The sequence below is a fragment of the Enterococcus sp. C46 genome (assembly GCF_040887565.1).
GTDB classification, from domain to species: Bacteria; Bacillota; Bacilli; order Lactobacillales; family Enterococcaceae; genus Enterococcus_B; species Enterococcus_B lactis.
In genome coordinates, this window is the sequence record NZ_JBFOGA010000010.1 from 1 (window position 1) to 13,473 (window position 13,473).

General features: G+C 38.9%; 10 protein-coding genes, 1 tRNA gene, 1 riboswitch and 1 other annotated feature. Of the genes, 7 read left to right on the forward strand and 4 right to left on the reverse strand.

Annotated elements, in window-relative coordinates; all coding sequences use genetic code 11:
* Positions 1-9: 9 nt before the first annotated feature.
* The 4 genes from AB3I27_RS12165 (at position 10) to AB3I27_RS12180 (ending at position 4,012) form a co-directional block, all read left to right on the forward strand.
* A tRNA-Glu gene (locus tag AB3I27_RS12165) sits at positions 10-81 on the forward strand.
* A 186-nt stretch (positions 82-267) separates the two neighbouring features.
* Positions 268-347, forward strand: a riboswitch (SMK box riboswitch).
* Entirely contained in the window at positions 345-1,538 is a 1,194-nt protein-coding gene (gene metK / locus AB3I27_RS12170) for a methionine adenosyltransferase (RefSeq protein ID WP_002292731.1), read from the forward strand. (Overlaps the previous riboswitch by 3 nt.)
* Positions 1,539-1,668: 130 nt before the next feature.
* Entirely contained in the window at positions 1,669-3,141 is a 1,473-nt protein-coding gene (locus AB3I27_RS12175) for an MDR family MFS transporter (RefSeq protein ID WP_002310808.1), read from the forward strand.
* Between the two features lie 82 nt (positions 3,142-3,223).
* On the forward strand, positions 3,224-4,012 hold the full coding sequence (locus tag AB3I27_RS12180; RefSeq protein WP_002310811.1) for an alpha/beta hydrolase family protein: 789 nt from the start codon (positions 3,224-3,226) through the stop codon (positions 4,010-4,012).
* 66 nt (positions 4,013-4,078) lie between these two features.
* Here AB3I27_RS12180 and AB3I27_RS12185 read toward each other — a convergent pair whose 3' ends face one another.
* Positions 4,079-4,747, reverse strand: a complete 669-nt coding sequence (locus tag AB3I27_RS12185) for a TetR/AcrR family transcriptional regulator C-terminal domain-containing protein (protein ID WP_002310812.1) — start codon at positions 4,745-4,747, stop codon at positions 4,079-4,081.
* A 114-nt stretch (positions 4,748-4,861) separates the two neighbouring features.
* Here AB3I27_RS12185 and AB3I27_RS12190 point away from each other — a divergent pair, with 114 nt between their 5' ends.
* Both AB3I27_RS12190 and AB3I27_RS12195 read left to right on the forward strand, forming a co-directional pair.
* A complete protein-coding gene (locus tag AB3I27_RS12190; RefSeq protein WP_002310813.1) occupies positions 4,862-6,574 on the forward strand; it encodes an ABC transporter ATP-binding protein in 1,713 nt (570 codons plus the stop codon).
* A gap of 2 nt (positions 6,575-6,576) precedes the next feature.
* Positions 6,577-8,346, forward strand: coding sequence for an ABC transporter ATP-binding protein (locus AB3I27_RS12195; RefSeq protein WP_002292737.1), 1,770 nt, complete (start codon positions 6,577-6,579; stop codon positions 8,344-8,346).
* 204 nt (positions 8,347-8,550) lie between these two features.
* Here AB3I27_RS12195 and AB3I27_RS12200 read toward each other — a convergent pair whose 3' ends face one another.
* The 3 genes from AB3I27_RS12200 to AB3I27_RS12210 are packed head-to-tail and all read right to left on the reverse strand — an operon-like array spanning position 8,551 to position 10,729.
* Positions 8,551-9,117: a class I SAM-dependent methyltransferase gene (locus AB3I27_RS12200; RefSeq protein ID WP_002320153.1), complete on the reverse strand. Its 567-nt coding sequence runs from the start codon at positions 9,115-9,117 to the stop codon at positions 8,551-8,553.
* Positions 9,117-10,073 carry a TIGR01212 family radical SAM protein gene (locus AB3I27_RS12205; RefSeq protein WP_002314449.1) on the reverse strand — a complete coding sequence of 319 codons (957 nt, stop codon included), beginning with the start codon at positions 10,071-10,073 and terminating at the stop codon, positions 9,117-9,119. The genes AB3I27_RS12200 and AB3I27_RS12205 overlap by 1 nt, the downstream gene beginning before the upstream one ends.
* The gene (locus AB3I27_RS12210; protein WP_104760376.1) at positions 10,073-10,729 is read right to left on the reverse strand and encodes a phosphatase PAP2 family protein; all 657 of its coding nucleotides are present in this window, start codon (positions 10,727-10,729) and stop codon (positions 10,073-10,075) included. The genes AB3I27_RS12205 and AB3I27_RS12210 overlap by 1 nt, the downstream gene beginning before the upstream one ends.
* A gap of 369 nt (positions 10,730-11,098) precedes the next feature.
* On the opposite strand from AB3I27_RS12210, the gene AB3I27_RS12215 reads away from it, so the two are divergent.
* Entirely contained in the window at positions 11,099-13,105 is a 2,007-nt protein-coding gene (locus AB3I27_RS12215) for a LysM peptidoglycan-binding domain-containing protein (RefSeq protein WP_104760375.1), read from the forward strand.
* 69 nt (positions 13,106-13,174) lie between these two features.
* Positions 13,175-13,381, forward strand: a binding site (T-box leader).
* Positions 13,382-13,473 lie beyond the last annotated feature (92 nt).

Here is a 13,473-nt window from a genome sequence, read left to right on the forward strand (position 1 = left end):
TATTTTATTGGCCCGTTGGTCAAGCGGTTAAGACACCGCCCTTTCACGGCGGTAACACGGGTTCGAATCCCGTACGGGTCATGGAAGATACTTGATGAGTATCTTTTTCTTTTTATCTGAAAGAATGATTTTAAAAGGCTTAGCAGAGTTATCTTTATAGATGATTGTGCTAAGCTTTTTTGGATAAATCTAATGTAAAATATTTATATTTTTTAAGCAAAAAAATGAAAAAATACGAGCAGAAAACTGTTTTATCTGCTATACTTGGTTCGTTGCAAGTTCCCGAAAGGATCCGCAGGACGGAGATGCCTTGTAACCGAATTTAACTAGGGGGAATCATTATAATGGTAGAAAGACACTTATTTACATCAGAATCTGTTTCTGAAGGACATCCAGATAAAATCGCTGACCAAATCAGTGATGCGATCTTGGATGCAATTTTAGAACAAGACCCAACAGCACGAGTAGCGTGTGAAACATCTGTAACAACTGGGCTTGTTTTAGTATTTGGAGAAATATCTACGACGGCATATGTAGATATTCAAAAAGTCGTACGGGAAACAATAAAAGAAATTGGTTATACACGTGCAAAATTCGGATTTGATGGAGATACAGCAGCTGTATTGGTTGCGATTGATGAACAATCTCCTGATATTGCTCAAGGAGTTGACGAAGCACTTGAGATCCGGGATGAAGATAAAAAAGACGTATTAGATGAAATTGGTGCTGGCGACCAAGGGTTAATGTTTGGTTTTGCTGTAGATGAAACACCGGAATTAATGCCTTTACCAATCGCTTTGAGTCATCGTCTGGTACGCCGCTTGGCAGATTTGCGTAAATCAAATGAATTAACGTATTTACGTCCAGATGCAAAATCTCAAGTCACAGTTGAATATGATGATCAAGGACAACCTGAACGTGTAGATACAATCGTTATTTCAACACAGCATGATGATGCAGTAGATAATGAAACAATTCGTCATGATGTCATCGAAAAAGTAGTGAAGGAAGTTATTCCAGCTGAATTATTAGATGATCAAACAAAATATTATATCAATCCGACTGGCCGATTTGTCATTGGTGGTCCTCAAGGGGATGCAGGATTAACAGGAAGAAAAATCATTGTTGATACGTATGGCGGTTATGCTCGTCATGGTGGCGGTGCTTTTTCTGGTAAAGATGCGACAAAAGTTGACCGTTCTGCCAGCTATGCTGCACGTTATATTGCTAAAAACATCGTTGCAGCAGGGCTTGCTCGCAAAGCAGAAGTACAGCTAGCTTATGCGATTGGTGTTGCTCAACCTGTCTCGATCTCAATCAATACTTTCGGTACTGGAACGGTTCCGGAAGAAGAATTGATTGCTGCAGTGAGAGAAAACTTCGATCTTCGGCCAGCAGGAATCATCGAGATGCTTGATTTGCGTCGTCCGATTTACAAACAAACAGCTGCTTACGGTCATTTTGGCCGTACAGATGTGGATTTGCCTTGGGAACATACGGACAAAGTAGATGCATTGAAAGCAAGTTTAGCAAAATAAGCTATATTCAGCTGGAACGATCGCCGAATGGTGGTTGTTCCAGCTTTTTTTATGGCAGTGCACCTCTTGAAAAAGATAGTGAGTATTTATCTATTTTTAGATCCTGTCATGATGAAAAAGGAGGCATAAGATGAAAAAAGAAACAAACGTTACTTTAGTCACAGTGAGTGTTTTCATTGCAACGTTCATGACGGCTATTGAAGGGACAATCGTAACAACCGCTATGCCAACGATTGTCGGCTCATTACATGGAATGGAAATCATGAACTGGGTATTTTCGATTTATTTGCTGACAAACGCTATGCTTACTCCGATTTACGGAAAACTTGCGGATAAAGTGGGACGAAAACCAATTTTTATTTTTGGGACATTATTGTTTATTATCGGTTCGTTATTTTGCGGTTTATCTCAAAGCATGATTGGGTTGATTGCTGCTCGTGCGATTCAAGGGATGGGTGCTGGAGCAATGATGCCAGTAGCTTTGACGATCATCGGCGATCTTTATTCTATTGAAAAGCGAGCAAAAGTTTTAGGTTTGAATAGTTCAGCTTGGGGGATTGCCAGTGTTTTTGGACCGCTTGCGGGAGGATTCATCGTTGAAACGATCAGCTGGCACTGGATCTTTTTTATCAATGTGCCGATCGGAATTCTATTAATTATTTTTATTTGGCTATATTTAAATGAACCAAAAATCATACATGAGTCTAAACCAATGGATATTTTTGGTAGTTTTAGTTTGATGGCCATGCTTGTCACATTGCTGTTAGGGTTCCAATTATTAGGAGACGAAGGAATGAGTCCGCTTGTTTCTGCTTTGTTGCTAGGAAGTATCGTACTGTTAGGTATTTTTATTTTTGCCGAAAAAAGAGCTAAAGATCCTGTTATCATGATGCATTTATTCAAAAATCCACTATTTGTTGTGGTAAACTTGGCTGCAGCATTGGCTAGTGGTTTTTTGATGGGAATCGATGTTTATATTCCTATGTGGATGCAAGGTGTATTAGGACTGAATGCAGCAATTGGTGGGTTGGTATTAGCACCATTATCACTAGTCTGGATGGTCGGTTCTTTCCTTGCAAGCAAGTGGATGACTCAAATGGAAACTCATTGGGTCTTGAGAATTGGATTACTAATCGCAGCTATTGGGGGCGCTTGGTTGTATCTTATGCCTTTCAGAAGTAACTATTTATGGTTTTTTGCTATATCAACGGTCATCGGTATAGGCTTAGGTGTGACCATGACTACCTCGACTGTCAGTGCACAAAATAGTGTATCTCGTGATCAGCTTGGTGTAGCAACTTCTTTTAATACGTTAGTTCGAACAATTGGTCAAACAGTTATGGTTTCTATTTTTGGTTTATTGATAAATGGGGTAACTAAACGAGAACTTGCAGCAGCAAATTTAACAAATGATGCAGATATCATGAACAAACTGGTGAATCCACAAACGGCTAAATATATCGATGCGGATATTCTGTTGCCATTAAGAAAAATTCTTTATGATGGGTTACATTCCGTTTATCTAGTTGGCTTGTTACTCGTGATCATTGCTTTGGTCTTAACGCTTTTCGTTCATGAAAAACGTGGTAAAATAAAACAGTAGTTTCGGTCGAGACATGTACTCTGCCGAATCATTCAAATTTAAAGTTATTCAAAAATAACTTCTTACTAAGGAAGGCGAAAATATGGCATTTATTCAAGCAAATATTTATTCGAATGTATTAGAAATGGAAGTCAATCTAAATGTGATACTCCCACAAACAACTAAAAAGGTGATTGGCACCAGTTCAGAGCAAGCGACAACGGACATACCTGTTTTATATTTACTTCATGGGATGGGTGGCAATCATAGTGTATGGGAAAGACGTACGTCGATTGAACGTTACGTAGCAGACTACGGATTAGCTGTCATAATGCCATCTACTGATCTTGGATGGTACACAGATACGGCTTATGATATGAAATATTGGACGTTCATTGCAGAAGAGCTACCTGAGATTTGTCATGAACTATTCCCACAATTAACAAGAAAAAGGGAAAAAACATATGCCGCTGGATTATCGATGGGCGGATATGGCGCATTAAAACTAGGCCTTGCAAAATCAGAAAATTTCGCAGCAGTAATCTCTCTTTCAGGCGCTGTTTCTGTAGGAAACCGAATGGATGATCTTTTGATGGTTCGTAAAGCAGCCTTTTGGGAAGGAATCTTTGGACCATTGGATCAAATCGAAGGTTCAAAGAATGATCCACAATATTTATTGAAAGAATTAGTAAAAAGCGGAAAAACAGTCCCAAGGTTTTATATGGCTTGTGGGGAATCTGATTTTCTTTATCAAGCAAATCAGGAAATGGTATCTGCTATGCAGGAACAAGGCTTAGCGGTCACCTTTGAACAAGGACCTGGCGATCATAATTGGGTCTTCTGGGATCAATGGATCCAACGTGCATTGGTGTGGCTGATGGAAGAAAAGTAAAAAAGAGACTTAAAAAGATAGCTCCTATAGAGATCACTTTGTTGGTGACCTTTATAGGAGCTTTTTTTATCGATTGTTTTCTCTTCTTTTATTTTGTTGGCATAAACCTTCAATATAGGTTTGTGCACTCGTTAGAAAGAGTGCTTTTTCATTCAATTCTGCATGGGACTGCATACTTTCTTTAAAACCCTCTAATTGATTTTCGACTACATAATTACGCATAAATAGAACTGTTTCTTTCAAAAATTCATTTCCGTCCATAATCTTTTGCCGAAGCTGTTGTTCATGCTGCTGATCCATTAGCTGTCCAATCAATAAATTGTGGAGAGAGGCAATGGCCTGATGACTTTGAGTGACTGAAAATCCTTCACGAACAAGTAGTTGGATCATTTGTTCCAAATGTTCTAATCGACTCGGAAAAGCGGGCACAGTATTGATTTCTAATTCTGCCCCACAAGGAAAACGTGTGTAAAGGTCATAGTAATTTTCCATATACTGTAGCAACTGTTCATTCCAGGGCAAAGTTGGATCTGGAAGCGCTAATTCTTCTTCCATTGTTTCAGCCATTTTCTGCAAGAGCTGTTGTTTATTTTTGAAATACCAATATAAAGCAGGCGCTTGAACGTGAATTCTGTTTGCGATGTTTCGCATGGAAAGCTGCGAAAGAGCTTGTGTTTCAGCCAGGATATCAAAAGCGGCCTGAATGATGATGGCTTGAGAAAGCTTTATTTCCATTTTATCAACCTCGTGTATTGCATTATCTTTTTAAACATGGTAAATTGTTAGTCGGTCTAATTTTACAGTGTTAAATTAGTCCTGTCAATTTAAACAAAGGGGTGTAATCAACGAATGAAATTAATCTTACGACATGCGAAAAAATATAAAGTAGCTGTTTTTATTTCCTTGCTGTCCGTAGCAGTCATGGTTGCAGCAGCATTATGGCAACCTAAATTACTACAGCAAGTATTGGAAGCTATTATTACAGAAGATAATGATGAAATGAAAACAATCGGTATTTATCTGATCAGTCTGGCTTTGCTAGGATTAGCTGCAGGTGTAACGAACACGATTTTCTCTGCGAAAGTAGCTCAGGGCGTAAGTGCAGATATCCGAGAAGAAGCTTTTCGAAAGATCCAGACATTTTCATTTGGGAATATCGAACAGTTCTCTGCTGGGAATCTTGTTGTTCGTCTAACAAATGATATCACGCAAATCCAAAATTTAGTGATGATTTCTTTGCAATCACTTTTTCGAATTCCATTCTTATTTATTGGTGCCTTCATTTTAGCTATGATCACGATGCCACAATTGTGGTGGATCATCGTAGCGCTTATCGTTACGGTATTTCTTATCACGGCACTTTCATTTACACGGATGGGTAAGCACTTCATGATCATTCAAAAACTGATTGATCGTGTAAATAGCATTGCAAAAGAAAACTTACTAGGGATTCGTGTAGTGAAATCTTTTGTACAGGAAGAAAACCAATTGAAGACATTCAGCAAAGTAAGTGAAGACTTAACAAAACACAACATCATAGTCGGTACATTATTTTCTGTGATGATCCCGTCCTTCATGTTGGCTGCCAATTTGGCTGTGGTTGGAGCAATCTTCTTTGTGAGCGACCTTGTTAAAGATGATCCTACATTAATTGGTGGAATTGCTTCATTCATGAATTACTTGATGCAGATCATGATGGCAATCATTATCGGTGGAATGATGATGATGATGACTTCAAGAGCAGCCGTATCGCTGAAGCGGATTGCGGAAATTTTAGATGCTGAACCAGATCTTACTTATTTAGACGTTCCAGAACAAGAGTTGACGGGTTCTGTCACTTTTGACCATGTTTCTTTTCGTTATCCTGGTGAGGATACAGATACGCTTAAAGATATCAGCTTTTCTATCAAACCTGGAGAAATGGTCGGGATTGTCGGGGCGACTGGTGCCGGGAAATCCACACTAGCACAGCTGATTCCTCGTCTATTTGATCCAACAGAAGGAAAAGTAGAAGTAGGTGGTGTAGACCTTCGCCAAGTAAATGAAAAGAGTTTAAGACAAACGGTGTCCTTTGTTTTGCAAAAAGCAATTTTATTCTCAGGAACGATTGCTCAAAACTTGCGCCAAGGAAAAAAGAATGCAACAGAAAAAGAGATGGAACATGCTTCTTCTATTGCTCAAGCAAAAGAATTCATCGAAAAGCTATCTGATCGTTACGAAGCACCAGTAGAAGAACGAAGCAGCAATTTTTCTGGTGGACAAAAGCAGCGACTATCCATTACTCGTGGTGTTATCGGTGATCCAAAGATCTTGATTTTAGATGATAGTACGAGTGCATTGGATGCTCGCTCTGAAAAACTGGTCCGAGAAGCACTTAATCGAGATTTGAAGGGAACAACGACGATCGTCATCGCACAAAAAATTGCTTCTGTTGTCAAAGCAGATCGCATCTTAGTATTGGATGAAGGTAGATTAGTCGGTGAAGGAACCCATGAGGAATTGGTAGCTGGAAACCGTGTCTATCAGGAAATCTTTGAAACTCAAAAAGGAACGGAGGAGTAAGTATGACTGATTTAATAAAAGCAAGTAAATTTTTCTATCACTATTTGAAGCGGTACAAACTCTCCTTTTTCTTTATCTTTATCACAGTAATTATTGCTACCTATCTACAAGTAAAAGCACCTCAGTATATCGGGGAAGCTTTTCAAGAATTAGCAAATTACGTAGGTGGCTTGATGCAAGGCGTAGACGATAAAAGCAAATTTGTTTCTGTAATATGGAAACTCTTGTTGTTTTATGTATTAGCTAGTGCAGCCAACTTTATCTATAGTATTTTATTCACTCAAGTAGTAGGGAAGTCAACGAACCGGATGCGTATCGGTTTATTCAACAAATTGGAAAAATTGACGATTCGCTTCTTTGATTCTCATCAAGACGGTGAAATTTTAAGTCGTTTTACCAGTGACTTAGATAATATTCAAAATAGTTTGAACCAAGCATTGCTTCAAGTCATCACGAATGCTGTTTTACTTGTCGGAATCTTGATTATGATGTTTCGTCAAAATGTAGAATTAGCTTGGGCTACGATTGCTTCTACTCCAGTAGCTATTTTGATAGCTGTCTTGATTATTCGAAAAGCGCGAAAATATGTGGATCTTCAGCAAGATGAAGTGGGAAAACTGAATGGCTATATGGATGAAAAAATCAGCGGACAACGTGTCATCATCACAAATGGCTTACAAGAAGAAACGATTGAAGGATTCTTAGAACATAATCAAAGTGTTCGCGAAGCAACGTTCAAAGGACAAGCTTATTCTGGCTTACTATTTCCGATGATGCAAGGAATGTCACTAGTCAATACAGCAATCGTTATCTTTTTCGGCGGCTGGTTAGCATTGAATGGCGATTTGGAACGTTCGGTGGCGTTAGGCTTAGTTGTGACATTCGTCCAATATTCACAACAATACTACCAACCATTGATGCAGATTTCTTCTGGGTACAGCATGATCCAATTAGCAATCACAGGGGCAAGACGATTAAATGAAATGTTTGATGAAAAAGATGAAGTCAAACCAGAAAACGGTAAAGCATTTGATGGAGTGGAACAAGGACTTGCCTTGCAACACGTAGATTTTGGTTATTCTCCAGAAAAACTAGTCTTGAAGGATGTCTCAATCAATGTGGACAAAGGAGAAATGGTTGCTCTTGTTGGACCAACCGGATCTGGGAAAACGACGATCATGAATCTGTTGAATCGTTTTTACGATGTCAATGATGGGTCAGTAGTAATCGATGGAATAGATATCCGAGAGTATGATCTAGATGCATTACGTAGACATGTAGGAATCGTTTTGCAAGAATCCGTCTTGTTCTCTGGCACCATCAAAGACAATATCACATTCGGTAAACCAGATGCTTCAGATGAAGAAATCATCAATGCAGCAAAACAAGCGAACATTCACGACTTTATCATGACGTTAGAAAAAGGGTATGATACAGAGATATCCGAAGAAAACAATTTGTTCAGTACAGGTCAAAAGCAGTTGATCAGTATTGCTCGAACGATCATCACAAATCCATCTTTATTGATTTTGGATGAAGCAACAAGTAATGTAGACACGGTAACAGAAGCAAGAATCCAAAAAGCAATGGATGAAGCCATCAAAGGAAGAACCAGCTTTGTGATTGCTCACCGGCTGAAAACGATCTTGAATGCAGATAGAATCGTTGTCTTGCGTGATGGGGAAGTCATTGAAGAAGGCAGTCATCACGAATTATTAGCAGAAAATGGATTTTATGCGGAACTTTATCATAATCAATTTGTATTTGAATAAAGAGGTTGTGAAAAAGCTGTCCTGCATCAAATAATAAGAACAGTCAATTAAAAACAGCTTCTCATGTTTTTGATTTGGTTGGATTTATTACCGCAGATGCAAGCTTTTGAGCACCGTGAATAAAGAGGTTGTGAAATCAACGCTCTAACCTGAGTATTAGAGAAAAAAACGCAAAACATATCATTTATGTTTTGCGTTTTTTATTTATCTTTTTTTCTCAATACAATATAAAATAGGCGGCTGGTTCTTTTGGTTGATAAACCGATAATTCAGCACATTATATGTTTCCTGTGGCAGTTTGGAACAAAAAGAATCAACCATATCCAGTTCTTTTTCTCCGCCTTCATGACCATAGTAGACAACAAGGATCAATCGTCCGCGAGGCACAAGTCGTTTCAATATTTCTTCCATAGCTGTGCGTGTAGTCTCTGGCATAGTGATGATTGCTTTATCACTTTTTGGGAGATACCCTAGATTGAAGATCCCTGCTTTGAGATCTTGTTGTTCAGCTATCACTTCTCCTAACGTTTCGTGGCCTTGTAGAAACAATGAGACACGTTCTTCTAACTGATGCTGTTCTAGCTTTTCACGAGTAGCATCGATTGCTTGTTGCTGGATATCGAAACTATAGACATGACCAGTTTTTCCGATGTGTTCTGCTAGAAAAACCGTATCGTGGCCATTGCCCATCGTTGCATCTACGACGTGATCTCCTGGTTGCAAGATTTCTTGCAGTAATGTATGGCTGAAATGCAAAGCAGTTTGCAACATCAGACACTCACCTTTTTCCGTACATCATATTTTCCTTGGAAGCTATCTCTGCGAAGAAGTTCTTCATCAATTGCATTCAAGACTTCCCATTTTTTTAAGCTCCACATTGGTCCAATCAAGGAATCCCACGGCGCATCCCCTGTCAAACGATGGATGATGATCTCTTTTGGTATCATTTCCAGCTGGTCGCAAATGACATTGACATAGTCAGGACGACTCATTAATTGAAGTCGACCTTCATGATAGTCTCGCAACATTCTCGTTTTGCGCATCAGATGCATCAAATGGAGCTTGATTCCTTGGATATCGGAATCTAAAATAGTGCGTCTGACATTTTCTTTCATCATCTCTAAACTTTCGCCTGGTAATCCGTTGATCAAATGCGTACAAACACGGATATGATGTTTGCGTAATTTAGCCACGCCATCTAAATAAGTTTGATAATCATGTGCACGGTTGATCAGCTTTGAAGTTTCTTCAAAAGTTGTTTGCAATCCAAGTTCTACCCATAAATACATTCGCTCGTTCAGTTCAGCAAGGTAATCAACTACTTCATCTGGCAGACAATCCGGTCGTGTACCGACTGATAATCCTACGACACCTGGTAAATTGACTACTTGCTCAAATCGTTCTTTGATTATCTCAACTGGCGCATGGGTGTTTGTAAAATTTTGGAAATAAACGATGTATTGTTGGACATGAGGCCATTTTTGATGCATCATGTCGATTTCTTTCTGGAATTGGATTGGAAGTGGATCTTCAGGTGCAACAATCATATCACCCGAACCAGATACACTGCAAAAAGTACAACCGCCATGGGCAACAGTCCCATCTCGATTCGGGCAGTCGAACCCTCCATCAATCGGCACCTTGAAAATTTTCCCGCCAAACTCATTTCGTAAAGCATAATTCCAAGAATGATATCTTTTATTTCCTTCTGAATAAGGAAAAGTCATTAAAAGTCCTTCTTTCTGTAAGAGTTATCTATTTGTTTTCTTTTTTCTCTATACACTGGATAAGTCAGGCACAGCCAAGAAAGACTGAGTAAGTAGCCGCCGATGATATCAGTAGGAAAATGAACACCCAGATAAATGCGGCTTATCCCAACACTTACTATAATAAACACCATCAGCAATTGAAGCAATGTACGTAAGGTTCTTTTTTGAACAAAAGCTGGCAGCAGAAATAGGAAGGAGCCGTAAAGAATCATACTGCCTGCTGCATGTCCACTAGGGAAACTGTAACTTGTTTCAACCACTAAGTGTGTCAATGAAGGGCGCTCTCGCATGAAAAATAGTTTGATCAACGGGTTGATGATTCCAGCAATTACAATAAATCCAGAAACGAACCAAACTGTTCCTGCCCTTTTTTTCTTATACCACATCCATAAAGCCGTACAAGCAAATAAAATGATGACGGTAAGAGGATTACCGAATTTAGTCATAAAGAGTTGGTAGCTGTTCAGATTAGGATAAGAAGCTCTGACAATGTCTGTAAACCACTGATCGAAACCAGAAAGCCACGACAGATGGAACTTTACGATCCAGCCCAAAATAAAAAACAGGACAAGAAAGAAGCTGCCAGTCACCTGAAATGATGTTTTATATTTCATACAATTCCTCCTTTGAAGCAATGACTTATTATAGCATTTTTGGTCCAGTGAAAAAAACGGTAAAGAGATAAAACCAGTGTATGATCCCTCTTTGAATAACCAATATTCTTATAAAAAAAATAACTGTAATCGGAAAGACATTTTTTGGTAATACAAATGAAATGTTAGGAAAATAAAATCAGTGTTTTTCGAAATCCTTGTAAATAAGAACATAGATGTAGGAAGAACTTGAAAATGAACAGAAGTTGTTCATTACGGTAAATTACAATATGATTACAAAAAACAACAAAGCTCTTAAATAACTTTTAATAAATATTAAGAGAAGTTATAATTATTAATAATAGATAAATTGAAGTTGGAGGATAGAAGATGGAAAACATTGCAAGAAAAGAACGGAGACGTTTAGAACAGACTAAACGTTTTCGAAAAGCAAAACGAGGGGCAGCAATCGTGGGAACTGCGATGGTAGGCTGTTCTGTCGCTGCTCCATTAGTACAGCCGGTTCCTGTTCAAGCGGATGAAACACCTGTTCAGTTCGGCGCAAGAATCAATACAGCGGCATTTATCACAGAAATTGCTACTTATGCGCAGCCAATTGCTCAAGCCAACGATTTGTATGCATCAGTGATGATCGCACAAGCAGTTGTAGAAAGTGGTTGGGGCAGTAGTGCGTTATCGCAAGCACCTTATTATAATCTTTTTGGGATAAAAGGCAGCTATCAAGGACAAACCGTCTACATGGATACGCTTGAATTTTTAAATAATCAATGGGTAAATAAAAAGGAGCCTTTCCGACAATATCCTTCTTTTGCTGAATCGTTCAATGACAATGCCTATGTACTTAGAAATACTTCATTTGGCAACGGTTATTACTATGCCGGTACTTGGAAGAGCAACACGAGATCCTATACAGATGCGACAGCTTGTTTGACAGGTCGTTATGCAACAGACCCTGGTTATGCAAGCAAATTAAATAATATCATCACGACTTACGGATTGACCCAATATGATACACCAGCTAGCGGAAACGCGGGCGGTGGAGCCACTACAGGTGGTAATAATACTGGAAATACAGGTAGTACTAGCGGTTCAAGTAATTCTGGTAATACAAACTCAGGTTCAGCAACTTCGACCACTTATACTGTTCAATCTGGCGATTCTGTTTGGGGAATCTCCAATAAATTCGGTATTACAATGGACCAATTGATTCAATGGAACAATATCCAAAACAATTTCATTTATCCAGGACAAAAACTAACGATCAAGGGTAGCCAAGAAAATGGCTCTTCGACGAATAATTCTGGTAACAATACCAATTCTTCAGGAAATGCTGGTACATCAAATGGAGGACAAACAACTGGGGCGAAATATACTGTTCAATCTGGCGATTCTGTTTGGAAGATCTCAAATGATCACGGAATTACGATGGCTCAATTGATTGAATGGAACAATATCAAGAATAATTTTGTTTATCCAGGACAACAGCTGATCGTATCAAATGGCGGTTCTTCTAATACTGGAGCAAATACTGGCAACACAAGTGGTTCAAATTCGTCTAACTCAAGTTCTTCTAATACGGCTTCAGGAACGAAATACACAGTGAAAGCCGGAGACTCTGTTTGGAGTGTCTCCAACAAATATGGAATTACGATGGCTCAACTGATCCAATGGAACAACATCCAAAATAACTTTATTTATCCAGGACAACAACTGACTGTTTCAAACAGTGGGTCAACAAACAGCGCATCAAGTAATACAGGTTCGTCAGCCAATACAAATAACAGCAGTTCAGCTAATACTGGCAGCAGTTCGTCTCAAGGCACTTATACAGTCAAGGCGGGTGAATCTGTTTGGAGCGTAGCAAATAAAAACGGCATCACGATGAATCAGCTGATCGAATGGAATAATATCAAAAACAACTTTATTTACCCAGGACAGCAATTGATCGTTAAAGGCGGCAATTCAACAAATACCAATACAGGTTCAACTACTTCGGCAGCGAAACCAAATACACCGAATACGTCAGCTACAACAAGTACATCATCCTCTGGCAATACGATGTATACCGTGAAAGCAGGCGAGTCAGTTTGGAGCGTAGCGAACAAACATCATATCACGATGGATCAGTTGATCGAATGGAATAATATCAAAAATAATTTCATCTATCCAGGACAACAAGTGATCGTGAAGAAAGGCTCTTCTCAAACAACAAACCAACAATCACCTGCTGGTTCGAAAACCTATACTGTGAAATCTGGAGAATCTGTTTGGGGCGTTGCTGACAGCCATGGTATTACAATGGCTCAACTAATCGAATGGAACAATATCAAAAACAACTTTATTTATCCAGGTCAAACATTGATTGTAGCTAAATAAAATAGCTGTTCAAAGAAATAACGATTGAATTCCACAAAAATATTTGTTACTATAAGGCTACTTAAATATGACAACACTTGAAAAGGAAGTAGTAAAAAGACTGAAGTTTCAGAGAGCACATGGTTGGTGAGAATGTGCACGGATGCTTTTGAACTCGCCTTTGAGTTGCCCTTGCTGAATATTCGAGTAAGCAGGTGGCGGTGACGGCCGTTACAACGTTCGAGGCCTTTTCATTAAGGTAAAAATAGGTGGTACCGCGTAGATTACGTCCTATAAAAAGAGCAATCTTTTTATAGGATTTTTTTATTTCTTTTGTGAAGTTTGAGAAAACAAAGTAAAAGAAAACAAAAAGAAACAGATTCTGCCGG

Coding starts and splice junctions, on each gene's coding strand:
- metK (WP_002292731.1), top strand. CDS start 345: ATGGTAGAAAGACACTTATTTACATCAGAATCTGTTTCTGAAGGACAT.
- AB3I27_RS12175 (WP_002310808.1), top strand. CDS start 1,669: ATGAAAAAAGAAACAAACGTTACTTTAGTCACAGTGAGTGTTTTCATT.
- AB3I27_RS12180 (WP_002310811.1), top strand. CDS start 3,224: ATGGCATTTATTCAAGCAAATATTTATTCGAATGTATTAGAAATGGAA.
- AB3I27_RS12185 (WP_002310812.1), bottom strand. CDS start 4,747: ATGGAAATAAAGCTTTCTCAAGCCATCATCATTCAGGCCGCTTTTGAT.
- AB3I27_RS12190 (WP_002310813.1), top strand. CDS start 4,862: ATGAAATTAATCTTACGACATGCGAAAAAATATAAAGTAGCTGTTTTT.
- AB3I27_RS12195 (WP_002292737.1), top strand. CDS start 6,577: ATGACTGATTTAATAAAAGCAAGTAAATTTTTCTATCACTATTTGAAG.
- AB3I27_RS12200 (WP_002320153.1), bottom strand. CDS start 9,117: ATGTTGCAAACTGCTTTGCATTTCAGCCATACATTACTGCAAGAAATC.
- AB3I27_RS12205 (WP_002314449.1), bottom strand. CDS start 10,073: ATGACTTTTCCTTATTCAGAAGGAAATAAAAGATATCATTCTTGGAAT.
- AB3I27_RS12210 (WP_104760376.1), bottom strand. CDS start 10,729: ATGAAATATAAAACATCATTTCAGGTGACTGGCAGCTTCTTTCTTGTC.
- AB3I27_RS12215 (WP_104760375.1), top strand. CDS start 11,099: ATGGAAAACATTGCAAGAAAAGAACGGAGACGTTTAGAACAGACTAAA.